Here is a 23,218-nt window from a genome sequence, read left to right on the forward strand (position 1 = left end):
CATGGCGCCAGCCAGCAGGTTGCCGCTGGGTTCCTCGCCCGCGATGGATCAGCCGGGTGACGTCTTCCTGGCCTTGCGTAGCCCGAGCAGGGCGACCAGGGCGAGAAGGATGATGGCGACGGAGTATTCGTTGGCGGTCCGGGGCAGGCCGCCGGCGTAGACCACGAGGAAGCCGGCAATGACGGTGGGCAGGCCGAAGCCGACGTAGCAGACGATGTAGAGCAGGGAGAACACGCTGGCGCGTTCGTGCGCCTCCACGAGCGGCATGACCGTCTTGAGGCTGCCCTGGAAACCGGCACCGAAGCCGACGCCTCCGAGCGCGAGGCCGATGAAGAAGCCGGGGATGGACTCGATCATGACCGCCACCAGCGTGATGATCATGCCCAGGATGAGAGCGGTGATTCCGGTAAGCATCACGGTCCGCGCGGCGGCGTTGCGCAGCAGGAGGACGGTGATGGACCCGACGACGCCGAGGACGAAGAGGAGCAGGCCGGCAACCACGATCGAGGTGTTCATGAGGGCGCGCACGAGCGCCGGGCCGAGCGCGCCGAAGAAGCCGGCCAGCGCCCAGACGGCGAAGACCACCGGAGCGACGACCAGTACCGGCCCGCGTACGGCGCGGGGCAGCTTGATCTCCGGCCGCAGACTCTGCAGCGCTCCCTTCATCGGCGTGACCGTTTCCGGCATCAGGACGACCCCGACGCCTTGGATCAGCAGGATCACAAGCAGGACGGCGTACACCAGTCGCGTCGGCGCGGGCAGGAACTGGATGAGCAGCGCCGAGAGCAGGGCACCGCTACCGGTTCCGATACCGGGGGCGAGAGAGTTCGCGAGCGTGCCGCGGGAGCGGTTGATGTCGAGCATGGCGGCACCGACGGCGCCGGTGGCGGCGCCGGCCGCGATTCCCTGTACGAAGCGGGCGGCCAGCAGCGTGGGTACGCCGTTGGCGAAGATGAAGATGACCAGCGAGATCATCTGGACCGCGATCGCGACGAGCAGGACCGGCCGCCGCCCGACATGGTCGGACAGCTTGCCGAACGTGAGCAGGGACGCCAGCACCGCGGCGGCGTAGATCGCGAACACCACGGTGGTCGTGATCGGCGAGAAGTGCCAGCGCGCCTGGTAGATCCCGTAGAGGGGGGTCGGGGCTGCCGACGCGGCCAGAAACGACACCAGGATCGAGGCGAGCAGAACCAGGGAGGCTTTCGGCGAGATGCGCCCCTGTCCGGCGATACTCATGACACGTGCACCTCCGGTGAGCTCCAAGCGGCTGCCCCGCGCGCCAAATCGAAACCCTCGAAGGCGAGTTGACCGCCCATTTTGACTGGCACCCGGACGCCGAGATCCTGCTTTCCCAGCCGGGCCTGGGACCTGTCTTCGCCGCCCGGGTGCTCGCCGAGTTCGGCGACGACCACACCGATACGTCGTCGGCAGCGCTGCGCCCGGCTACGTACCGGACTGGGGCGTCGCCATCGTGGTGCCGGCCCGCAGGGTTGCCAACGCGCCGCTCCAGGCCACCAACTGGTCGAGCATCGTGTTCACCGCATCCACCTGATGAGGGCCGGGCTTGAAGACGCTGAAGTTCTCGAAGTCGGTGAAGAGCGAGAGTGCCACCTGCGCCCGTACGTCCGCCATCTGCAACTCGGCCACCACCAGGCGCAGGTGCTCCACCGCGCGGGTGCCGCCGACGCTGCCGTAGCTGACGAACCCGGTCGCCTTGTTGTTCCACTCGGCGTAGAGGAAGTCGATCGCGTTCTTCAGCGCCCCGGACGTGGAGTGGTTGTACTCCGGCGTCACGAAGACGTACCCGTCGAACGAGGCGATCTTTTCGGCCCATCGCAGGGTGTGTGGCTGGGTGTACTGCCCGAGCGACGGGGGCGCCATCTCGTCGAGGTGCGGCAGGTTGAAGTCCTTGATGTCGACGAGTTCGTACTCGGCGTCGACGCGCTTGGTGGCGATGTCGTGCACCCAGCGGGCCACCGTCTCCCCGTTACGGCCGGGACGGGTGCTGCCGATGATGATGCCGATTCTGGTCATTGCCGCCCTTTCCTTCCGCGTCCCGAAGGGCTCGGGAGCCGTCGGCGGTTACCCCGTCTGAGGGGCTTCGAACGGACCCCGAGCGTTCCGGTCGCCCGCTGACACGGCTCGGTCCCCGGCCAGATGCCGTGAACCCGTAGGTGCTACGCAAAGGAGTTTGGTGAGCCCTCTCGCTGCCTGCGGTCCGTTGCTGTACTTCGCTGCTGTACCTGGTGATCTGCGGCCCCGCCCGGATATCGGTAGAGCTTGCTGGCGTGATCCCGCAGGCAAGCAGAGGTCAAAGGCTTCCATGATCTGTGGCACTCGTACGCGACCTGGCTGGTCTGCGACGGCGTGCCGATCAACGACATGGCGAAGGTGATGGGACACGAGCAGACGTCCACGACCTTGGATCGCTACACCCACTCAACCCGTGACCGGGATCGCAGGGTGCTCGCGTCGTTTGCTGCCTTCTCGCTGCCTCAGGGCGACCAGTGAGGGCCGGAAACGAATCAAGGCCCCTCCATGGAGGGGCCTTGACCTGCTACCTCTGGTCGGGGTGGCCGGATTCGCACCGACGACCTCTTCGTCCCGAACAGTCGTCGGTGCTGTCATCCCCTATCGGCCGCTGTCGCTCGGTCGCGCTGACCCAGGTGATGCACCTGATGGGAATGGCGGCGTTTGATCCAGATAGCGAAAACTCCGTCCGATCAGGACGTACATCTGCAAACATGACGGCCGGTGGCCGGGCGGCCACACAGCGGCAACGATCCCTACTACGCTCCCGTCACCATGCTCAATCGATAGATGGGAGTATGTATGCGCATCCATGCGCGCTTACGACGAAGGAGTTTTGAGGAGGTGAGCGGGTTGGGTCGGTTGTATGGTCGACCCAACCCGGCTATTCATGGGTGACCAACTGGCCGTGATGCGATTTAATGAAGCCGGTAAGCCGGGTGCTGAGTTGCCGGTTGCTGTAGTGACTGACAGATTGCGTGAGTTGTTTGGCGATGATCCTGAGTTGGACCTGCCGATGACAGAGGGCGACATTATGGAACTCGAACTGATGGGAGAGCGGGCTAGTTTTGATGGGTTTATCTATGTCGGTGTAAACGGTATACAAAGAGTTGTCATCGAGTTCTACGACAACTCATGGGATGAGCCGGTGCACGAATTCCGGCACGAGATCACGCGCGTGCTAGACGTGTTGGTCGCTCTTGCACTCGAAACAGGTGCGCGCCTGTTTGATGTCGCCGATCCCGACAAGTCCAACTTGACGACGTCACAGGCACTCGACCTGCTTGCGCCGGCCAATCCGCCTGACGTTGGATGACCGCGCAGGTCGGGCGGAGCGATGAGGTCGTGGTGGGGATGTGGCGCGTGTAACCCGGGCAGGCCCCGGCCTGCCGGCAATAGCCGGCCCCGCACCCTCCGCGCCGCATCCCCGCCACGGCCGGCCGTGACTCGCCCTACGGCGCGGCGGTGCGACGGCCGCCGCGCCCGGCCGCTGCCGGCCCACCACATCACCGGTCAACGGTCTGTCGTTCTGCGGCGGCCCTCCGGGCTTCCCCCGCTTCCGCGCTAGCCGCCGGGCGTGACGGCCGCAGAGCGCCAGCGGCAGCGGCCGGCGCGCGCCCAGGCGGCAGCGCGCGCGGCCCGTTGCGGGCCGCCTTGATAGACGTACAGAAGGTCCTCACCACCTGGCCGGCAGTCGACATGGCCGGCAGCCGGCCTGTCCGGTCTCGGGACCTGCGTGACACATCCGTATCAGGACCTGCGTGACACGCGGTGAGTGGCAGCGAACACCGGGCGCCCTGGTCGCAAGGCGCGGCTTCAGCTCAGCGTGGTGGGGCGCTGATGTTCAGCCGGTTGCCGCGGACGTCTTCACCACCTGGTACATGGCGTGGTCCTGCCACCGGCCGGCGATGTTGAGGTACTCCGGCGCCATGCCGAACCGCACGAACCCGTTACGTTTCAGCACCCGCTGCGATCCGGCGTTGTGCAGCAGCGTCTCCGCCTGCACCCGATGCAGCCCCAACTGCTCGAAGGCCACCTGCACGATCTCGCGCACCGCCTTGGTCGCGAACCCTCGGCCATTGTGGCTGGCGCTTACCCAGTAGCCCATGGCGCAGGACTGGAACGGGCCGCGCACTATGCCGTTGAGGGTGATGCGGCCGATCACGCGGCCGGAGTCGTCGAGGATGACGTGGGGCAGCTTCGATCCCTGCTCGTGCTGCTGGAGGTCGGCTTGGATGACGGCGTGTTGGCCGTCTGCCGTGAAGTAGTCCTCGCTCCGGACCGGTTCCCATGGCGCGAGGAACTCACGGTTGACGCGGAGCAGCTCGGCCAGGGCCGGCGCATCCTCCGGGGTAACGAGTCGGGTGATGCTCACCCACCCATCGTCCCAGGCGGACATGTCCCCTTCCTCGCCAGGATGGACCGCAGGCCGAGGGCACGCCATGATCGTCTAGCCGGACGTGTCACCCACGTAACCACCACGGGCACAGATCCGGGCATCAGATCTCGCAGCCCCGAGTGATGGCGAGCAGAACCTGTGGCAGGTTGGCCAGGCCCGGACACGTGAACGCAGGAGAGGGGGACCATGGGCGCCTGGGGGCCTGGCCTGTTCTCCGACGACACGGCATGCGATGTGCGCGATGAATACCGGGACATGCTCGAAGACGGCGTGGACGACGACAAGGCCACCCAACGCATGCTCGACTCCTACGCCGACGTGCTCGACGACCCGGACGATGAACCGCCCCGGATCTTGTAGAGACTTCCCCGCTTGGGAAGGATCGAGAGATGACAGGAACGAAGCCGTACCCGCAGGAGCTGCGGGAGCGGGCGGTGCGGATGGTCGCGGAGGTGCGGCCGAACTACGAGTCGGACTGGGCGGCGATCACCGCGGTGGCGGTCCGGCTGGGGATCGGCACGGCCGAGACGTTGCGCAAGTGGGTCCGTCAGGCGCAGGTCGACGATGGGCAGCGGCCCGGAGTCACGACGGAGGAGTCGGCGGAGCTGAAGCGGCTGCGGCGGGAGAACGCCGAGCTGCGGCGGGCGAATGAGATTTTGAAGGCCGCGTCGGCTTTCTTCGCGGCCGAGCTCGACCGGCCTACGACACGCTCGTGAGATTCGTTGATGCCCATCGGGGCCGCTTCGGCGGAGTCGAGCCGATCTGCCGCGTGCTGCGCCAGCACGGGCTCAAGATCACCCCGAGCGGCTACTGGGCGGCCAAGAAGCGTCCGCCGTCGAAGCGACAGGTGCGCGATGCGCAGCTGACCGACCGCATCCGCGAGATCCACGTCGCGAACTACGGCGTCTACGGAGCCCGCAAGATCTGGCACGAGCTGCACCGCCGCGGTCACCCGACGGCCCGGTGCACGGTCGAGCGGTTGATGCGTGACGCCGGCTTGGCCGGCGTCGTCCGCGGCAAGAAGATCCGCACGACGATCGCCGACCCCGGGCATGAACGGGCCGCTGATCTGCTCAACCGGGACTTCACCGCCGCCCGGCCGAACCGGTGCTGGGTCGCGGACTTCACGCACATCGCCGCCTGGTCCGGCGTCGTCTACGTGGCGTTCGTCGTCGACGTCTACTCCCGGGCGATCGTCGGTTGGTCCGCGGCGACGAACAAGCGGACCCCGCTGGTCCTCGCTGCTCTGGACATGGGCCTGTGGCGCCGCGACCGCGCCGGGCAGCCCGTCGGCGCGGGCCTGGTGCATCACAGCGACGCCGGCAGTCAGTACACGTCGTTCCGGTTCACCACCCACCTGCTCGCCGCTGGCATCGACGCCTCCATCGGCAGCGTCGGCGACGCCCTCGACAACGCGCTGATGGAATCCACCATCGGCCTCTACAAGACCGAACTGATCAAACCGCGAGGGCCGTGGCGCAGCCTGGCCCAGGTCGAACTGGCCACCGCCGAATGGGTCGACTGGTACAACAACCAGCGCCTGCACTCAGCGACCGGGCACGTCCCACCCACCGAATACGAATCGATTTTCTACGCTCAACACCAGCCCCGCGAGGTGGTTGGAGCCAACAGCTGAGGTCTCCAGAGAACCCGGGGCGGTTCACGAGGAGACACCCGTCTGGCTGGCCTTGGCTGTCACCCAATCCAAGCTCGGACGCCCCCACCCCACGGTTCGCGACCGCGCCATCGCCGTCATCGACAGCGGAGCCGACCTGGCGAGATGGTCGGACCCCTCGGCTCCCGTGCCAACGGGCACGCAACGGGCACGCCGCGTCCCCCGCCTTGCAGAGGATCAAGACTCTTGCCGGCTGACGCCGATCACTGCGCTTCCCAGCAGATCCACCCCCGACCGGCGTGGCGGCTGTCGGCCAGGAAATGAGTCGCTTCGGAGGGCAACCGGCCCTACCTTCGCTCCCATGAAGCTGCTTTCCGTCAATGTGGGCAGGCCTCGACCCAATCCATGGAAGAAGCTCAGCGCGACAGGAATTGACAAGCGCCCCGTTGCCGGCCCGGTCGCCGTCGTCGCCCCCGGCCCGAAGGGCACCGGCGAAGTCGGTCTCGTCGGCGACCGTGTCTACGACGTGAAGCACCACGGCGGTCCCGACCAAGCTGTCTACGCCTACGCCCGCGAGGATCTCGACCGCTGGGAAACCGAGTTGGAGAGGCCGATTACGAACGGCAGCTTTGGGGAGAACCTGACGACCATCGACCTCGATGTCAACCGCGCGCTGATCGGCGAGCGTTGGCGGATCGGGGCGGATGTCGTCCTCGAGGTGTCATGCGCGCGGATCCCGTGTGCGACATTTCAGGGCTGGCTGCAACAGCAAGGCTGGATCAAGCGGTTCACGCAGGCCGCGTTGCCGGGTGCGTATCTGCGCGTGATCGAGGCAGGCCATATCCGCGCCGGCGACCGGGTCGAGATCGTGTACCGACCCACCCACCACGTGACCGTCGAGCTCGTCTTCCGCGCGATGACACTCGAACCGGAACTGTTGCCGCAGCTGTTGGCCGCCGAGGCACTGCCCAGGGAAGAAAGGGAACTGGCCCGCAGTCGGTGTCCCTGAGGAGCGCCGAGTTCGGGGCGGGCTCGCCTGCCAGGTCTTGTTGTCGGCGTACGGGTTGATGTGCACAGCCAGGTACATCGTGGTGACCCGGCGACCTGGGCGGATGGGGCGGACTGGCCGCCACGCTCCCCCCATCCCCCGGATAGGCGCCAAGGACTGCGCCGCCCGGTCGGGGTCAAGGGTGGCCGTAGGCCATCGGCGTGCCGACGCGCAGCGCCTCGGGCCGAGGGTGTGGCGGGCGACCTCGCGCGACCGGGACGGCAACGAGGTGATCGAGGAGTTCCCGAACCGCCGGATGGCGCGGGCTCGCGTCTCGCGCATGGCCCAGGGTGGGCTTCGGTTCCATGATCTGCGGCATTCGTACGCGACCTGGCTGGTGTCGGACGGCGTACCGATCAACGACGTGGCCCGGGTCATGGGGCACGAGCAGATCTCGACCACGCTGGACCGGTACACCCATGCCTTGGAGGCCGGCGCGGAGAAGGTCAGGGACTCGTTCACTGACTTTCCGCTGACTTTCGAGGCTGACGACGACGTAAGCGGCGATTAGCCCGCGGCCTGAGCCGATGGAACAGAGCTCCCGGGGCATGAAAAAGGCCAGGTGAGAGGTGATCTCACCTGGCCTTTTACCTCTGGTCGGGGTGGCCGGATTCGAACCGACGACCTCTTCGTCCCGAACGAAGCGCGCTACCAAGCTGCGCCACACCCCGAGGCGTGCCGACAAATAGTAGCCCACCCGGTCCGATGGTCAAACTCGGTACCCCCCCGCCCCCGGAGCGGGGTCGTTCAGCGCGGGATCAGGGTGAGGATGCTCGCCTCGGGCGGGCAGGCGAAGCGCACCGGCGCGGTCGGGTGGGTGCCCAGCCCGGCAGAGACGTGCAGCCAGGAGTCCGACCCGGGCCAGCGGTGCAGGCCGCGGGCCATCGAGCGGGGCAGCCCGCAGTTGGTCACGAGCGCGCCGTAGCCCGGGACGCAGACCTGGCCGCCGTGAGTGTGCCCGGCGAGCAGCAGCCCGAGGCCGTCCGCGGCCATCTGGTCGAGGACGGCCGGCTCGGGGGAGTGGGCCAGGGCGATGGCGAGTTCGGCAGAGGCGGACGCCGGGCCGGCCACCGCGGCGTAGTCGTCCCGCTCGATGTGCGGGTCGTCGACGCCGACCACCTCGACCTCCCGACCACCGGCCTTGAGGGTGGTCCGGGCGTTGTTCAGGTCCGCCCAGCCGGCACCGGTGAAGACGTCCCGGAGCTCCTCGTACGGCAGCGCCACGCCCTCGGTGTACTCCCGGCCGGGCAGAAAGTAGGTGAACGGGTTCTTCCAGACGGGCCCGGTGTAGTCGTTGGAGCCGAAGACGAAGGCACCGGGGAAATCGAGCAGCGGTTGCAGGGCCCGCAGCACGCCGGGGACGGCGTCGGGGTGGGCCATGTTGTCCCCGGTCACCACGACCAGGTCGGGGTCGAGGGCGGCCAGCGAGGCCACCCAGTCCTGCTTGCGCCGCTGGCCGGGCATCATGTGCAGGTCCGACAGGTGCAGCACGCGCAGCGGCTCGGCGTCGGCCGGGAGGACCGGCACGTCGTACCGGCGGAGGGTGAACATGTTGCGTTCGACGAGCGACGCGTACGCCAGGGTGGCCGTGCCCGCGGCGACGGTCCCGGCGGCGAGCCGGAATAGTGTGCGCTTTCGCATGGCGTTCAGGGTAGTTTGACCGTCCATGGGCACGCTGAAGGACCGCCTCACCACAGACATGCGCGCCGCCCTCAAGGCGCGCGACGAGCTGACCACCTCCACGCTGCGGATGGCCCTCGCGGCCGTCGGCAACGCCGAGGTCGCCGGCAAGGCCAAGCGCGAGCTCACCGACGACGAGGTGCTCGCGGTGCTGACCAAGGAGGCGAAGAAGCGGCGCGAGGCCGCCACCGCCTTCGCCGACGCCGGGCGCGCCGAGCAGGCCACCAAGGAGACCGCCGAGGGCGAGGTGCTGGAGCGCTACCTGCCGAAGCAGCTCTCCGACGAGGAGCTGGCCGAGCTGGTCGCGGGGGCGCTCGCCGCGGGCGGCTTCACCGGCAAGGCCCAGATGGGCCCGGCCATGAAGGCGGCCCAGGGCGCGGTGGCCGGCCGGGCCGAGGGCGGTCGGGTCGCCGCCGAGGTACGCCGACAGCTCGGCCTCTGATCCGACCTGCTGCCGCCGGACGTACGCGAAACGGGCGGGCACTCCTGGTGGGGTGCCCGCCCGTCCGTGTCACGGGTCAGCCGCGCGGTCGTCCGGGCTTGGTGGGCAGCGGGATCTGCGGGCCCGGCCCGTTGCCGCCGGCGGGCGGGGCGCCGCCGCCGGCGCTGACCTCGATACTCACCACGCCGCCCTTGATGGTGCGGCCGTCCGGGCTGGTGCCGGCGGCGGTGTCCTTCGGGCAACTCGACGGCACCTTGCTGCTGGAGACGACGGGCTCGAACCCGGCGCCGCGCAGCCGCGACTTGGCGGTCTCGATCGACTGGCACTTCACGTCGGGGATGGAGCGCTGGTCACCCTCGATGATCTTCCCACTGGGCGGGGTGAACTCCTTGCGGTCCTTGCCCTTCATCGCGTCGCGCAGCGTCTCGTAGACCGCAGGGTTGATGCCGTTCGGGACGTCGTGGCCCATCTTCTGGTTGGTCTGCGGCCAGTCCGGGTCGGCCATGATGCCGGCCACCGCGTACTGCTTGGTCATCGCGACCAGGGCGGAGGTCTTGTCCGAGTCGGTGGTGCCGGACTTGCCGGCGACCGGCGCGCCGACGATCCGGCGGACGTTGCCGGCGGTGGCGCCGGTGCACTTGGAGGTGGCCGACCGGTCACCGACCGGGCAGCGGGCGGCGTCCACGGCGGCCCGGGCCACCTCGGTGCTGATCCGCTGCTCGCAGTGCGGGTTGGCGATGTCCAGCTTGTCGCCGTCCGGCCCGCGGATTTCCTGGACCGGGATCGGCTCGCAGTACTTGCCGTCCGCGCCCAGGGTCGCGTAGGCGTTGGCCAGCTCCAGCGGGGTGGTCTGGGAGACGCCGAGGCTGAACGCGCCCCACTGGTGCGCGCCCTTCTCCAGGTCCAGGTCCTCCTGGGCGCGGAAGTTGATGCCGAGCTTGTGGGCCACCTTCACCACGTTCTCCGTGCCGACCTGCTGCTGCAGGGGGATGAAGTACGTGTTGACCGACCGGCCGAACGCGCCCCACATGTTGTGCACGCCGGTCATGCTGGCCGAGGCGTTCTTCGGACAGTAGAAGTGCGTGCCGGGGCAGGCGGCCGGGGAGTTCTGCTCGATGATGTATTCCGACTTGAAGGTCGGCTGGGCGTTGATCGTGTAGCTGAGCGGGATGCCCTTCTCCAGGGCCGCCACCATGGCGAACATCTTGAAGGTCGAGCCGGCCTGGTAGCCGGTGATGCCCTGTCCGCCGGTGAGCAGGGGGTTGACCGTGTTCGGGTAGTTGCCCCGGATCTTCTTCTTGGCCTTCTTCGGGTCGCTGGAGATCTTGTTCTGCGGGTTCTTCGGATCGTCGAGCTTGAAGTTCCGGTTCACCGCCAGCGCCCGGACCCGGCCGGTGCCCGGCTCGATCGCCGCGACCATCCGGGCCGCCTTGCTGTTTTCGCTCAGGTGGTTGCGGACCGCCCTGTCGGCGCCCTTCTGCGCCTGCACGTCGAGCGTGGTGGTGATGGTGTAGCCGCCGCTCTTCAGCCGGCGCTCCCGGTCGTAGGAGGTCGAGCCGAACGTCCCCTGCTGCATCCACCAGCGGTAGAAGTAGTCGCAGAAGAAGCCCCAGGTCCGCTGGTTGGTGGCGACGCAGCCGTTCGGCGTGCGCTTGTCCTTCACCGCCAGCTTGACGGCCTTGGCGGCGTCCCCCTCCTGCTGGCTGATCGCGCCGATCTTGACCATGTTGTCGATGACGTAGTTGCGCCGGTCGAGGGCGAGCGGGTAGCCGCTGCGGGTGGTCGGGTCGTTCGTGGTGGGCGCCTTGACCATGCCGGCCAGCAGCGCCGCCTCTTCGATCTTGAGGTTCTTGGGCGACTTGCCGAAGTAGACCTGGCTGGCGGCGAAGACGCCGTACGCGCCGTTGCCGAAGGAGGCGAGGTTCAGGTAGCGGGTGAGGATCTCGTCCTTGGAGAACTCCTTGTCGACCTGGAGGGCCAGCCGCATCTCCCGGAGCTTGCGGGCGCTGGTGTCCTCGGTCGCAGCGACCACGTCGGCCGGGTGGGTGGCCGAGTACGCGATGGCCAGTCGGACGTACTGCATCGTCAGCGTCGACGCGCCCTGCTGTGAGTTGGCGCCGGACTGGTTGTTCACGAAGGCACGGGCGACGCCGTTGATGTCGACGCCGTTGTGCTTGTAGAAGTCGTGGTCCTCGGCCGCGATGATCGCCTTCTGCATGTAGGGCGAGATGTCGGCGAGCTTCACGTCGCGCCGGTTCTCGTCGTACATGGTCGCCAGCGGCGTCTTGCCGTCGGAGGCGAGCAGGTAGGTGATCTGCGGCGCCCGGGCCACCGTCAGTTCGGTGGGCAGCGCGCCGAAGGTTTCGGCGCCGGCCTTGGCGGCCAGCCCGGACATCGCCACCGCGGGGAAGGCCGCCGCCGCGACCACCACGCCGGCCAACAGGCCACAGATGAGTAGCGATGCGGCGTTGGTCAGCACGTTGTGGTCACGTTTCCGCATCCAGGTCACCTCGACAGGGTACGCGAGTAGGGAACGAGGGGCGCTGGGGCGTTCTTTCCCCATTTCCTGCGCGCGCCGACCTCGTTGTGCTAAACGCACGAACCCCGGTGCTTGGTTGCGTGAACCTGGCGACGAGTCTCCTCCGAACGGGGGAGCCGCGCAGCGTTTTCACGGACGTTGGCCGGGTAGACGGCGGAGCCGAGGCCCGGGAAGCCGGGAGTGTCCGGAATGATGGATTTCGCCGACAACGTTGCGTAATCAGGCGACTACAGAGCATGATGGTGGCGGCGACAGGGCCACACGTCGTCCGTGCCTCCTTGGGAAGGACGGGCCGGACGACCGGGGGGAACCGACGGCTGGTCGCACGAGGTCGGTAGGTACTGCAAGGGGGGACGTGTACACATGGGCATGATCACTGACTGGCCGTCGCTGGCGGCATGTCAGAACGGGGACCCGGACGCGTTGTTCGTACAGGGCGCCGAACAGAACGTGGCGAAGAGGATCTGCCGGAGCTGCCCAGTTCGGTACGAGTGCCTGGCCGACGCGCTCGACAACCGGATCGAGTTCGGGGTGTGGGGTGGCATGACCGAACGCGAACGCCGGGCGCTGCTGCGCCGTCACCCGCAGGTGACGAGCTGGCGCAGGATGTTCGAGGCCGCCATGAAGAAGAACGCCAAGGAGAAGGCCGGCAAGGACAAGGTCCTGGTGACCGCCGCGAACTGACCGCCGCGCCTCACGGCCGGCTGATCGCCGCGCCGATCGTCCGCAGCCCGTCGACGTCGTGCACGTCGGCGGGCTGCGCCGTCACCGACACCGCCGGCACCGCCGGGAACGCCTCCGTGAACCGGGCCGCCACCCGCTGCTCGCGTACCGCCTGCTGGGCCAGCCCGGCGTGGGCCCGCAGCACGTCGACGGTGCCCTCGTGGCCACCCAGTTCGGCCAGCCGCTCCGCGGCGGCCAGGCTCTCCGCCGCGTCCAGCGACGCCACGGCCGGGCGGTGGACCCGGTTGAGCACCAGACCGGCCAGCGGCATCCGCTCCTCCCGCAGCCGCCCGGCGAAGTAGGCGGCCTCCCGGACCGCGTCCGGCTCCGGCGCCGCCACCAGCAGGAACGCCGTCTCCCGCGCCTGCAGGATCCGGTACGTCTGCTCGGCCCGCTGCCGGAAGCCGCCGAACATCGAATCCAGCGCGGCGACGAAGCCGGAGAGGTCGGTGAGCAGCTGGGCTCCGATCACCTTCTGCACGGCCTTCGAGAACATCCCGAAGCTGGCCGTCACGAGGCTGAACATGCTCCGCCCCCCGCTGCGCGCCGGGGCCAGCAGCAGCCGCAGCATCCGCCCGTCCAGGAAGCGGGAGAGCCGCGCCGGGGCGTCGAGGAAATCCAGCGCCGAGCGGGACGGCGGGGTGTCCACCACGATCAGGTCCCACTCGCCCCGGGCGTGCAACTGGCCGAGCTTCTCCATCGCCATGTATTCCTGGGTGCCGGCGAAGGTCGAGCTCATCGCCTGGTAGAAGGGGTTGGCGAAGATCTCCGCCGCCTTCGCCGGGTCGGTGTGCTGGAGCACCACGTCGTCGAAGGTGCGCTTCATGTCCAGCATCATGGCGTGCAGCTCACCGCCGCTGGCCTCGACGTCGATGCCCTTGACCTGGCGTGGGGTGTTGTCCAGCTCGGTCAGGCCGAGGGACTGGGCCAGCCGGCGGGCCGGGTCGATGGTGAGCACCACCGTCCGCCGGCCGTGCCGCTCGGCGGCGCGCAACGCCAGCGCGGCCGCAGTGGTCGTCTTGCCCACTCCGCCCGCCCCGCAGCAGACCACGATCCGGACAGCCGGGTCGGCGAGGATCTGGTCGACGTCCAGCGGTGGCGCCGCGTCTTCGGAAGGCACCAATCGAGCGTATCGGGCTGAGGGGTGTCTCTGCTTCGTGCCGGCCGCAGGTGTGAGTCAATCCGCCCGGACGAGCCCCCTGGTCAGCGTCTCCAGCCCGGCCCGGTCCACCCCGTCGGGCAGCAGTGGCAGCTCGGTGAGCGGCAGGCCCAGCTCCACCAGGTCGGCGCGGAGCGAGTCCTCCAGCTCCCGGCGTACCCGCTGGTCCCGGGCCTCCCCGGCCAGCCCGGCCACGGTGTCCCGGTCGGCCGGCAGGCCGGCGGCGAGCAGGCCCCGCTTCAGCTCGGCCTGGCTCAGCGGCCGCCCCGCCGGCACCGGCGGCCGGGCGCCGTTGACGATCACCCGACCGACCGGGAAGCCGAGCTGGGTGAGCTCGCTGATCGCGTCCACCGTCTCCTGGACCGGCATCTCCTCCAGCAGCGTCACCACGTGCACCGCGGTCATCGGGGAGCGCAGCAGCGCGGAGACCCCCTCGCTCTGGGTCTTGATCGGGCCCATCTTCGCCAGCCGGGCGGTCTCCGCGGTGACGTTGAGGAACCGGCCGATCCGCCCGGTCGGCGGCGCGTCCAGCACCACCGCGTCGTACGTCCGGCGCTGGCCGCTGGTGCGGGTGGTCGCCTCCTTCACCTTGCCGGTGAGCAGCACGTCCCGCAGGCCCGGCGCGATGGTGGTGGCGAAGTCGATCGCGCCGAGCTTGCGCAGCGCCCGGCCGGCCGCGCCGAGCTTGTAGAACATGTCGAGGTACTCGAGGAGGGCCTCCTCGGCGTCCACCGCGAGGGCCCGCACCTCGCCGCCGCCGGGGGCGTCGGCCAGGTGCCGTTCCTCGTACGGCAGCGGGTCGGTGCCGAAGAGCTGGGCGATGCCCTGCCGCCCCTCCACCTCGACCAGCAGCGTGCGCCGGCCGCCGGCGGCCAGGCCGAGGGCCAGCGCGGCGGCCACGCTGGTCTTGCCCGTGCCGCCCTTGCCGGTCACCACGTTGAGGCGGGCCGGCCAGGTCTCGGACCATTGCTCAGCTGCTCGCACCCGTCGAGCCTATCCAGCCGCCGAGCTCAGGCGACCTCGCAGACCCACCAACCTGTCTTCTGCACCACCGTGAAGCGCAGCTCCTGGTCGGCCACCTTCTCGTCGGAGGTGGTCATGGTGACCTTGGTGGTGACGGTGGCCCGGTCGCCGGTCTGGTTGTCCACCTTCGGGGTGGTCCACCGGAAGCGCGGGTTCTGGTAATCCGAGGAGTACTTCTGCACCTCGGTGACCTTGCTGGCGATCTTCTTGTCGTCCCGCGAGGCGGAGCAGACGAAGGTGGCGGCCTTCCTGGCGTCCCGGTCCTTGTAGACGGCGGTGAGGAAGCCGTCCACGGCGACCGCCGGCTCCTTGGCGCCCTGGCCGTCCTCGGTGTTCCGCAGGGCCAGGAACGCGGCCGTGCCGCCCCCGCCGCAGAGCAGGACGGCCGCGGCCAGCACGATCGAGGCGATCAGCAGGCCGCGCCGCTTCTTCGGCGCCGCCGGGCTCTGGTACGGCGGGTAGCCCGCGGCCGGCGGCGGCGGGAACGGACCGGGGGCCGGTGCGGTGGGCGGCGCGGCGGCGGCCGACGGCTCCTCGCGGGTCAGGCCGTCGGGCGAGCCGGTGGCGCCACCGATGGGCGGTTGGGTCATGTCTTTCCCCCGGGGTGCGGCGCCGTCGCCGCCCCAGGCGACGGACGCGTGAGCGAGCGTGGCGGGCGAGCGTGGGTCGCCCGTCCGACGGGAAGGGTAGCGGTCGATGGGCGGCTTGCCAGCCCCCACCATGGAGGTCCCTGCGGTGAGCTGCCAGTGACCCTCGAGCAGCGTCCCGCGCCCAGGCCGCCGTCCTGACCGTAGTCTGTGCCTGAAAGTGTCCATCCCAGGCAAGGGAGCCTTCACCCGATGCAGAAGTGGGAATACGCCACGGTCCCGCTGCTGGTCCACGCGACCAAGCAGATCCTCGACAACTGGGGCGAGGACGGCTGGGAGCTGGTCTCCGTGGTTCCCGGCCCGAACCCGGAGCAGCTCGTCGCCTACCTGAAGCGGCCGAAGGCATGAGCAACGGACCGCACGCGAAGCTCGCTGAGCTGGGCCTGAGCCTGCCCGAGGTGGTGCCGCCGGTGGCCAGCTACGTGCCGGCCGTCCAGTCCGGGCAGCACGTCTACGTCTCCGGTCAGCTGCCGATGGCGGAGGGCAAGCTGCTCGCCACCGGCAAGGTCGGCGCCGGGATCTCCGCCGAGCAGGCGAAGGACCTGGCTCAGCGCTGCGCGCTGAACGCCCTCGCCGCGATCGACTCGCTGGTCGGCCTGGAGAACGTCGTCAAGATCGTCAAGCTGACCGGCTTCGTGGCGAGCGCGCCCGGCTTCACCGGCCAGCCCGGCGTCATCAACGGCGCCTCGGACCTCTTCGGCGCGGTCTTCGGCGAGGCCGGCCGGCACGCCCGCTCCGCGGTCGGCGTCGCCGAGCTCCCCCTCGACGCCCCCGTCGAGGTCGAGGTCATCGTCGAGGTCGCCTGACGCTCCGTACCCGCGATCTTGCAGTTCGCGCCCCGACGAAAGCCCTGAACGGGCACGAATCAGGGGCCGGAACTGCAAGATCGCGGGGACTGGCGGGCGGAGTCGTACGATCGCAGCCATGGGCGGGCATGTGACGGAGGCGGCGGGGGCGCTGGCCGACGAGTTACCCGGCTGGGTGACGCTGCTGCGGGCGCCGAACCCGGGGCCGATGACGCTCGACGGCACCAACACCTGGGTGCTGCGGGCGGCCCCCGGTGAGCCGGCCGTGGTGGTCGACCCCGGGCCGGCCGACGAGGAGCACCTCGCGCGGATCGCCGGGCACGGTCCGGTCGGGCTCGTACTGATCACCCACGGGCACCCCGACCACACCGACGGCGCACCGCGCGTGGCCGAACTGCTCGGCGGCGTGCACGTGCTCGCCGCCGACCCGGCGCACACCATCGGCGGTGAACCGCTGACCACGCCCGGCGAGCACTTCGGCGGGTTCGGCCTGGAGATCCGGCTGCTGCCGACCCCGGGCCACACCGGGGACTCGGTCTGCTTCCTCGTCGAGCACGGCGACGATCGGGTGGTGCTCACCGGCGACACCATCCTGGGGCGCGGCACCACCGTGGTCGCCCACCCGGACGGCCACCTCGGTGACTACCTGACCAGCCTGGAGCTGCTCTCGACGTACCGGGGGATCCCGGCGCTGCCCGGCCACGGCCCGGCGCTGGCCGACTGCGGCGCCGCCGCCGACTTCTACCTGGCTCACCGCCGGGCCCGGCTGAACCAGGTCCGGTCGGCGGTCGCCGACGGCGCGACCAGCGCGCCGGAGGTGGTCGCCCGGGTCTACGCGGACGTGGACCGGTCGCTCTGGTGGGCCGCCGAATGGTCGGTCCGGGCCCAGTTGGAGTACCTCGGCGTCGACTCGCGGGAATCCGGCGCCGGCGGTGCGGAGTTGAAGCAGCCGTGACCTGCCCGGTGTGTGGAACCGTCGCCGTGCCCGGCGCCCGGTTCTGCCACAACTGCGGGGCGGCCCTGCCGGCCGCCGCCACGCTCCCCGCCGCCGAGCGGCGGGTGGTCACCGTGCTCTTCGGCGACCTCTCCGACTTCACCTCCTGGTCCGAGGACCTCGACCCGGAACGGGTCGGCGCGGTCACCGACCGGGTGCTCGCCGCGCTCGCCGGCGCGGTCAAGACCTTCGGCGGGCACGTCGACAAGCTCACCGGCGACGGGATCATGGCGGTCTTCGGCGCGCCGGTCGCCCACGAGGACGACGCCGAGCGCGCGGTCCGGGCCGCCCTGTCCATGCAGCGGGCGGTCCGCCGGGTGCTCGACGACGAGCGCGGCGGCGGGGCGCCCCTCGGCCTGCGGGTCGGCCTCAACACCGGCGACGTGATCGCCGGCATCCAGGCCGCGATCGAGTACACGGTCATCGGTGACACGGTGAACACCGCCGCCCGGCTCGCCGACGCCGCCGCCGTGGGCGCGGTCTACGCCGGCGCCCGGACCTCCGCCGCCACCCGGCACGTCGCCTCCTGGCGGGCGCTGCGGCCGCTGCGGCTCAAGGGCAAGCGCGAGCCGGTCGAGGCGTACGAGCTGCTGGGTCTGCTGGACGCGCCGGGCACCCGGTCCGGCCTCGGCGACGAGGCGCCCTTCGTGGGCCGGGAGACCGAGATCGGCCGGGTCGCCGGCCGGCTCGCCGAGGTGATCGACCGGGGCGAGCCGAGGGTGCTGCTGATGACCGCCGAGGCGGGCATCGGCAAGTCCCGGTTCGCCGCCGAGGTGGAACGCCTCGCCGCCGGCTACGACGTCGGCGCCGGCCGGTACGCCGCGCACACCGGCGCCCGGGTGCTCTCCGTACGCTGCGCCGCGTTCGGCGAACGACGCCGGCTCGCCCCCCTGGCCGACCTGGTCCGGGCGGCCGTCGGCCTGCCCAGCGACGCGGCCACCGCGCTCACCCGGCCGGCCGTGGAGGAGCGGCTGCGCCGGCTCGGCCAGCGGCTCGGCCGGCTCCCCGGCGACCCGCCCCCGCTCGCCACCGACCAGCTCCTGGCCCTGCTCGGGTACGCGGAACTCCCCGCCGCCGCGGACGGCGACTGGACCGCCGCCGCCCCGCCGCCGGACGCCGAGGCGGTGCCGAACGCGGTAGCCGGGCTGCTCAGCGGGCTCGCCGTCGAGGCGCCGCTGGTGATCGTCGTGGACGACCTGCACGACGCCACCGCCGAGACGGTCAAGGCGCTCGCGCTGACCCTCAACCGCCTCTCCGGGCCCGTGCTGGTGCTCCTGCTCGGCCGGCCCGAGCTGGTGCGTGCCGCCGGGGCGCTGACCCGGGTCGCGGACGCCGAGGTGCACGCGCTGCCCGCGCTGCGCGGCGCCGACGCCGCCCGGCTGCTGACCAGCTACCTCAGCGGCGGGAAGTTGCCGCAGGCCGACGCGGACCGGCTGCTCGCCACCGCCCAGGGCAACCCGTTCTACCTGGCCGAGCTGGTCACCCTGCTGCGCGAACGCGGCGCGCTGACCGCCGGCGCGGACGCCGGCTGGCGGCTGGTCCCCGGCTCGCTGGGCAGCCGGCTGCTCTCCCGGGACCTGGCCGCCGTGCTCGCGGCCCGCATCGACGCACTGCCGGTGGACGCCCGCTCGGTGCTGCGGGACGCGGCGGTGGTCGGCGACACCGTCCCGACCGGCGCCCTGGAGGCGCTCCGCGAGCAGCGCGCCGGGCGGGACGGCCGGCCGGCGGCGGTGGTCGCGGTCGAGCTGGACCGGGCCGTGGAGGAGTTGCTGCAACGCCGCATGCTGCACCGCACCCGCACCGGGTACGCGTTCGCGACGCCACTGATGCGGGAGGCCGCGTACGCCGGGGTGAGCAAGGCGGAGCTGGCCGAGCGGCACGCCGCGCTGGCCCGCTGGGCCGCGCCCGAGACCTCCGACGCCGACCCGACGGGCGGCCCGCCCGGCGGCTTCACGGACCACGCCCGGGACGACTTCGTCGCCGAGCACGTCGAGCGGGCCGCCGCGCTCGCCGATGCGGTCAAGTTGCGCCCGGACGCGCCGGCCCGCGCGGTGGTCCCGCTCGGCGTCGCCGCGCTGGGCCGGGCCGCCCGCCGGGCGCTGCACGCCGGGGAGCCGGCCCTCGCCGTCGAGTACGCCGAACGCGCCGCCGAACTGGCCCGGGAGGGCGTCCCGCCGGCCGACCGGGTGGTGCACGCCCGGGCGCTGCTCCAGGTCGGCCGCCCGGCTGACGCGCTCGCCTTCGCCGAGAAGATCGCTGCCAACGCCGGGGACGCGGCGACCCGGACCAGCGCGCTGCTGCTCGCCGGCCAGGCCCACCAGACCCTCGGCGACCAGGCCCGGGCGGAGCGCTGCTGGCAGGAGGCGTTGCAGGTGGCCACCGCGGGCGAGCTGCCCACGCAGCGCGCCTCGGCGATGCGCCGGCTCGGGATGGCCGACTTCATCGCCGGCCGGCTGGGCCAGGCGAGCAGCCGGCTCGCCGCCTCCTACCAGGTCAGCCTCGCCGCGAAGGACCCGCGCGGGCAGGCCTGGTCGTTGCAGAACCTGGCCTGGGTGACCACCACCCGGGGCGACTTCGCCGGCACCGACGCGGTGCTCGGCCGGGCCGCTCGACTCTTCGCCGAGCTGAAGGACCCGTACGGGCGGGCCTGGCTGCGCGGCACCACCGCGTTCGCCCGGCTGCTCGCCGGCCGGCTGCGGGAGGCCTGCCGGATGGCGCGGGTGTTCCTCCCGTTCGGGGAGCGGGTGGGCGAGGCGTGGGCGGTCGGCACGCTGCGCGCGGTCGAGGCCTACGCCACCGCCGAGCTGGGTGAGCTGGCCGAGGCGGACCGGGCGGCGCGGCAGGCGTACCGGGAGTTCGCCGAGGTCTCCGACGACTGGGGGCAGGGCTTCGCCCTGGTCGTCCGGGGTGTGGTGGCGCGCGGGCTGGGCGAGCCGGAGCACGCGGCCGACCTGCTCACCGACGCGCTCGCCTACGCCGAACGGACGTCGCACCCGCTGCTCACCGGGATGGCCGGCACGCTGCGCGGCTTCGTGGCGCTCGACCTGGGCGACTGCGACGCCGCCGAGCGCGAGGCTCGCACGGTGCTGACCACCGTCGAGCCCCACAACCCGCAGGCCCCCGCGCAGGTGGCGCCCCGGGTGCTGCTCGCGATGGCCCGGCTCGCCGCCGGTGATTCGGCGACCGCGGTGGGGCTGCTCGCCCCGGTCGCCACCGCCGCCGCGCACAGCCCGTCGCTGCTCTTCTCCCGCCGGCAGACGATGGCCCGGTACGCCTCCGCGCTGCTCGCCCACGGCCAGCGGGAGCAGGCGCTGGACTGGGCACAACGGGCGGTGGTCGCCCCGGCGGAGGACGTCCGCAGCCAGGTCATCGCCGCGATGGTGCTGGCCGAGGCGCTGGCCGCCTGCGGTCGCCCGGTCGAGGCGCTGGCCAGCGCCGACGAGGCGGTACGCCTGGCGTACGCCACCGAGCAGCGCAGCGAACGCCCCGCCGCCGAGGCCCTCCGCGCCCGCCTCGCCCCCACCTGAGCCGGGTCTCCCCGGGGCAGGTCTGGCGGTTCCGGGGATGTGGGCGTCGGGGGTGGCGGCTAGCGTGTGTCTGATCGAGGGGGCCGTCCACGGTGGCGGTCGCAGGTTGGGAGGACCGATGAGGCTGCCGCGCTCGGGCGCCGGCTGGACGATGGCTGTCTTCGGCGTCCTCGCGTTGCTGCTGGGTGCGTTCGGGTTGATCTGGCCGGAGGCGCAGCTGCGGCTGCTCGGCTTCGAGGTGCCGGACAGCCGCGCGCCCGGCGACTACACCGGCACGTTCCTCACCGCGTCCTCGATGGCCTCGTTCAACATGGGCGTCTACTACCTGCTCGCCACGGCCACCGAGTGGCGGCCCTTCTACCGTTTCACGGTGGTCTTCCGGCTGGTCACGTTCACCGTCTTCAGCATCGCGGTGCTCTCCGACGTCGCCCCGGGCCGGTTCTTCGGGGTCGCCGCCTGGGAGGGACTGGGCGCGGTCGCCACCGCGGTCGGCCTCTGGTGGGACGCCCGCCGCGCCGCGCCGACCGTGGACGGCATCGATCCGGTTGAGCGGGCCGGCGCGGCCGACGACGACGCCCCGGCCGGGTCTCCGGCGACGGACGACGCCGCAGGTAGCGCGCCAGCGGCTGGTCCGGTCCACTGAGCCGACGGTGGAGACAGGTATTTTCGAGCCGTGACCGACCCCCCGCCCGGCGCCCGCCGGCTGCCCATCGTGCCCGGTCTGACCGATCTGGAGGTCTTCGCCCGGGGCGGCTACGCCACCGTCTTCCGGGCCACCCAGATCTCGGTGGGGCGCGAGGTCGCGGTCAAGGTGGAGAACCGCACCCTGGACAGCGAGCGGGACCAGGCGCGCTTCCTGCGCGAGGCGCGGGCCGCGGGGAAGATGTCGTCCCACCCGCACGTGGTCGACCTCTTCGACGTCGGGGTCACCGTCGACCAGCACCCCTACCTGATCATGGAGCTCTGCGACGGGTCGTACGCGGAGCGGATGCGGACCTCGCCGCTGGGCCCGGCGGAGGCCCGTGACCTCGGCGTCAAGATCGCCGACGCGCTCGCCCACTCGCACGCGGCCGGGGTGCTGCACCGGGACGTGAAGCCCGCCAACATCCTCTACTCGCACTTCAACCCGGCGGTGCTGGCCGACTTCGGGCTGGCGGTGCTGGCCGAGGTGCGCGACGCCTCGGTCACCCTGGAGGTGCTCACCCCGGCGTACGCGCCGCCGGAGATGTTCAGCCACAGCCCACCCTCACCGGCGGTCGACGTGTACGCGCTCTGCGCGACCCTCTACGCGGTGATGCACGGCCGGCCGCCGCGCTGGCAGTCCGAGCGCAACCCGAGCCTGGTCACCGTGCTGGAGATGTTCCAGCAGCCGATCCCCGGGCTGCCCGGCGTGCCGGAGGAGCTGGTCGACGTGCTGCGGGCCGGGATGGACAACGATCCCGGCGCGCGCCCGTCCGCCGTCGAGCTGCGCGGGCTGCTCGCCGCGCTTCCGCTCGACCCGGGCGCCGCGCCGATCTCCGGTGCGCCGGTCTCCGGCATCCCGGTCAGCGGCGGTGGCGCCGGTCCGTACACCGTCGGCCGGACGGGGCAGCCGGCCCAGCGCCCGCCGGCGGAGGACGCGCTGCCGACGCCGGGGCGGCGGTGGCGGCGGCGGTGGTTCCTCGGCGGCGCCGGGGTCCTCGCGCTGGGGGCCTCCGCCAGCGTCGGCGCGTGGCTCGCCGGCGGCGCGCCGGCCGTGGTGTCGCCGACGCCCGTGGCCACCGGGATCAGCGTGCCGGGCGGCGGACCGGACGTGCTGCCGGGCTGCCGGGTCGGGTCGACCGGCGTCGACCTGCCGGCGGGCGCCCGCTGTGCGTCCGAGTTGGAGTGTTTCGGGCCGGTCCGGCTGCGCGGCGGCCGGGCGGATGCGGCCCGCGTCCCCTGCGACGGCCGGCACACCTGGGAGACCTACGCCGAGGGGGAGCTGCCTGACGCGCTGGTCGGGGCCGGGCACGCGGCGATCAGCGCCGACCCCGTCATCCGCGGCGTCTGCAACGCCCGCACGTTCCGGCTCACCAGCGGCATCCGGTACCAGGCCGGGTGGAACCTGGAGGTGCTGCCGCCGGCCGGGTCGGCCGGCGACCGCACCTACCGCTGCCTGGCCGGGCGCGGCGTGGACGCGCTCGCCGTGCCGACGCTCACCGATCGCTGACCTCGTTCACCGACCGGCTGTCCCGCACCGCGCGCGGGTCCAGCGCCTCCAGCGTGTCGGCGTCCACCCCGTGACCGGCGGGGAGCGGCTGGCCGGACGGGTGGTGGGCGGCGGCCGGCGTGGCGTCGCGGCTCTCCCGCGCCGCGGTCACGGCCACGCCCGCCGTCAACGCGAGCAGCACGAGGACCAGCGCCAGCGCCACGGCCAGGATGCCCTCCGGACGCCAGATCAGCATCGTCACCAGCAGGGCGACCGCGGCCAGCGTCGCGGCGGCGGCCCGGAAGCGCGCGTCGGGCTTGGGGAACAACCTCACCCGACAAGCATGGCCCAGGTCATCCTCCTGTCAACCATGGGACCGGGCCGTTTCCCACCGGAAGGCAGCCACGGGTGCG

The 23,218-nt window shown here is 71.5% G+C and carries 23 protein-coding genes, 1 tRNA gene and 1 pseudogene; 15 read left to right on the forward strand and 10 right to left on the reverse strand.

What is annotated here, in order from left to right; translation table 11 throughout:
- Positions 1-48 precede the first annotated feature (48 nt).
- Positions 49-1,239: an MFS transporter gene (locus GA0070613_RS10430; RefSeq protein ID WP_089012104.1), complete on the reverse strand. Its 1,191-nt coding sequence runs from the start codon at positions 1,237-1,239 to the stop codon at positions 49-51.
- Between the two features lie 80 nt (positions 1,240-1,319).
- Here GA0070613_RS10430 and GA0070613_RS33360 point away from each other — a divergent pair.
- Positions 1,320-1,433, forward strand: a pseudogene (locus GA0070613_RS33360) (transposase); the annotation flags it as partial.
- A gap of 13 nt (positions 1,434-1,446) precedes the next feature.
- Here the strand turns inward: GA0070613_RS33360 and GA0070613_RS10435 are convergent.
- Positions 1,447-2,037: an NADPH-dependent FMN reductase gene (locus GA0070613_RS10435; protein ID WP_089012105.1), complete on the reverse strand. Its 591-nt coding sequence runs from the start codon at positions 2,035-2,037 to the stop codon at positions 1,447-1,449.
- Positions 2,038-2,331: 294 nt separating this feature from the next.
- Here GA0070613_RS10435 and GA0070613_RS10440 point away from each other — a divergent pair, with 294 nt between their 5' ends.
- Together GA0070613_RS10440 and GA0070613_RS10445 are read left to right on the forward strand one after the other, a co-directional pair.
- The gene (locus GA0070613_RS10440) at positions 2,332-2,514 is read left to right on the forward strand and encodes a tyrosine-type recombinase/integrase (RefSeq protein WP_269459050.1); all 183 of its coding nucleotides are present in this window, start codon (positions 2,332-2,334) and stop codon (positions 2,512-2,514) included.
- Between the two features lie 409 nt (positions 2,515-2,923).
- On the forward strand, positions 2,924-3,349 hold the full coding sequence (locus GA0070613_RS10445; protein WP_157746323.1) for a hypothetical protein: 426 nt from the start codon (positions 2,924-2,926) through the stop codon (positions 3,347-3,349).
- A gap of 528 nt (positions 3,350-3,877) precedes the next feature.
- Here the strand turns inward: GA0070613_RS10445 and GA0070613_RS10450 are convergent.
- Positions 3,878-4,408, reverse strand: a complete 531-nt coding sequence (locus GA0070613_RS10450) for a GNAT family N-acetyltransferase (RefSeq protein ID WP_089015874.1) — start codon at positions 4,406-4,408, stop codon at positions 3,878-3,880.
- A 210-nt stretch (positions 4,409-4,618) separates the two neighbouring features.
- On the opposite strand from GA0070613_RS10450, the gene GA0070613_RS31985 reads away from it, so the two are divergent.
- The 4 genes from GA0070613_RS31985 (at position 4,619) to GA0070613_RS33365 (ending at position 7,606) form a co-directional block, all read left to right on the forward strand.
- Complete coding sequence (locus tag GA0070613_RS31985; protein ID WP_157746324.1) at positions 4,619-4,792, forward strand: DUF4259 domain-containing protein; 174 nt, start codon at positions 4,619-4,621, stop codon at positions 4,790-4,792.
- A 29-nt stretch (positions 4,793-4,821) separates the two neighbouring features.
- A protein-coding gene (locus GA0070613_RS10455) for an IS3 family transposase (protein ID WP_231929742.1) occupies positions 4,822-6,068 on the forward strand; the annotation gives its coding sequence in 2 pieces (ribosomal slippage) (positions 4,822-5,104 and positions 5,104-6,068; 1,248 coding nt in all).
- A gap of 340 nt (positions 6,069-6,408) precedes the next feature.
- A complete protein-coding gene (locus tag GA0070613_RS10460; protein WP_089012107.1) occupies positions 6,409-7,056 on the forward strand; it encodes an MOSC domain-containing protein in 648 nt (215 codons plus the stop codon).
- A 268-nt stretch (positions 7,057-7,324) separates the two neighbouring features.
- Positions 7,325-7,606 (forward strand): tyrosine-type recombinase/integrase, encoded by a 282-nt coding sequence (locus GA0070613_RS33365; protein WP_231929743.1) that lies wholly within the window; start codon positions 7,325-7,327, stop codon positions 7,604-7,606.
- An 83-nt stretch (positions 7,607-7,689) separates the two neighbouring features.
- On the opposite strand, the gene GA0070613_RS10470 is transcribed toward GA0070613_RS33365, so the two are convergent.
- Both GA0070613_RS10470 and GA0070613_RS10475 read right to left on the reverse strand, forming a co-directional pair.
- Positions 7,690-7,766, reverse strand: a tRNA-Pro gene (locus GA0070613_RS10470).
- A gap of 76 nt (positions 7,767-7,842) precedes the next feature.
- The gene (locus GA0070613_RS10475; protein ID WP_089012108.1) at positions 7,843-8,736 is read right to left on the reverse strand and encodes a metallophosphoesterase; all 894 of its coding nucleotides are present in this window, start codon (positions 8,734-8,736) and stop codon (positions 7,843-7,845) included.
- A gap of 25 nt (positions 8,737-8,761) precedes the next feature.
- On the opposite strand from GA0070613_RS10475, the gene GA0070613_RS10480 reads away from it, so the two are divergent.
- The gene (locus GA0070613_RS10480; RefSeq protein ID WP_089012109.1) at positions 8,762-9,217 is read left to right on the forward strand and encodes a GatB/YqeY domain-containing protein; all 456 of its coding nucleotides are present in this window, start codon (positions 8,762-8,764) and stop codon (positions 9,215-9,217) included.
- Between the two features lie 76 nt (positions 9,218-9,293).
- Here GA0070613_RS10480 and GA0070613_RS10485 read toward each other — a convergent pair whose 3' ends face one another.
- A complete protein-coding gene (locus GA0070613_RS10485) occupies positions 9,294-11,717 on the reverse strand; it encodes a penicillin-binding protein (RefSeq protein ID WP_089012110.1) in 2,424 nt (807 codons plus the stop codon).
- 402 nt (positions 11,718-12,119) lie between these two features.
- On the opposite strand from GA0070613_RS10485, the gene GA0070613_RS10490 reads away from it, so the two are divergent.
- Positions 12,120-12,440, forward strand: coding sequence for a WhiB family transcriptional regulator (locus GA0070613_RS10490; protein WP_089012111.1), 321 nt, complete (start codon positions 12,120-12,122; stop codon positions 12,438-12,440).
- A 10-nt stretch (positions 12,441-12,450) separates the two neighbouring features.
- On the opposite strand, the gene GA0070613_RS10495 is transcribed toward GA0070613_RS10490, so the two are convergent.
- From GA0070613_RS10495 to GA0070613_RS10505, 3 genes are read right to left on the reverse strand one after another with little or no spacing between them, the layout of a single operon-like run.
- Positions 12,451-13,602, reverse strand: coding sequence for an ArsA family ATPase (locus GA0070613_RS10495; protein ID WP_172875786.1), 1,152 nt, complete (start codon positions 13,600-13,602; stop codon positions 12,451-12,453).
- A 54-nt stretch (positions 13,603-13,656) separates the two neighbouring features.
- Positions 13,657-14,622 (reverse strand): ArsA-related P-loop ATPase, encoded by a 966-nt coding sequence (locus GA0070613_RS10500; protein ID WP_089012113.1) that lies wholly within the window; start codon positions 14,620-14,622, stop codon positions 13,657-13,659.
- A gap of 26 nt (positions 14,623-14,648) precedes the next feature.
- A complete protein-coding gene (locus tag GA0070613_RS10505; RefSeq protein WP_089012114.1) occupies positions 14,649-15,251 on the reverse strand; it encodes an Rv0361 family membrane protein in 603 nt (200 codons plus the stop codon).
- A gap of 249 nt (positions 15,252-15,500) precedes the next feature.
- Between GA0070613_RS10505 and GA0070613_RS10510 the strand changes: the two genes are divergently transcribed.
- From GA0070613_RS10510 to GA0070613_RS10540, 6 genes are all read left to right on the forward strand, one after another.
- Entirely contained in the window at positions 15,501-15,656 is a 156-nt protein-coding gene (locus GA0070613_RS10510; RefSeq protein WP_013736319.1) for a DUF4177 domain-containing protein, read from the forward strand.
- Complete coding sequence (locus tag GA0070613_RS10515) at positions 15,653-16,114, forward strand: RidA family protein (protein WP_089012115.1); 462 nt, start codon at positions 15,653-15,655, stop codon at positions 16,112-16,114. The genes GA0070613_RS10510 and GA0070613_RS10515 overlap by 4 nt, the downstream gene beginning before the upstream one ends.
- Before the next feature lie 118 nt (positions 16,115-16,232).
- Complete coding sequence (locus GA0070613_RS10520) at positions 16,233-17,069, forward strand: MBL fold metallo-hydrolase (protein WP_089012116.1); 837 nt, start codon at positions 16,233-16,235, stop codon at positions 17,067-17,069.
- On the forward strand, positions 17,066-20,635 hold the full coding sequence (locus GA0070613_RS10525) for an adenylate/guanylate cyclase domain-containing protein (protein WP_089012117.1): 3,570 nt from the start codon (positions 17,066-17,068) through the stop codon (positions 20,633-20,635). Before GA0070613_RS10520 ends, GA0070613_RS10525 begins: the two co-directional genes overlap by 4 nt.
- 118 nt (positions 20,636-20,753) lie before the next feature.
- Entirely contained in the window at positions 20,754-21,278 is a 525-nt protein-coding gene (locus GA0070613_RS10530; protein WP_231929744.1) for a hypothetical protein, read from the forward strand.
- Positions 21,279-21,308: 30 nt separating this feature from the next.
- Positions 21,309-22,826, forward strand: a complete 1,518-nt coding sequence (locus GA0070613_RS10540) for a serine/threonine-protein kinase (protein ID WP_089012118.1) — start codon at positions 21,309-21,311, stop codon at positions 22,824-22,826.
- On the opposite strand, the gene GA0070613_RS10545 is transcribed toward GA0070613_RS10540, so the two are convergent.
- Complete coding sequence (locus GA0070613_RS10545; protein WP_157746325.1) at positions 22,813-23,139, reverse strand: hypothetical protein; 327 nt, start codon at positions 23,137-23,139, stop codon at positions 22,813-22,815. The two genes, GA0070613_RS10540 and GA0070613_RS10545, sit on opposite strands and share 14 nt — an antisense overlap.
- Between the last annotated feature and the right edge of the window lie 79 nt (positions 23,140-23,218).

It is taken from the genome of Micromonospora inositola (assembly GCF_900090285.1).
Lineage (GTDB): Bacteria > Actinomycetota > Actinomycetes > Mycobacteriales > Micromonosporaceae > Micromonospora > Micromonospora inositola.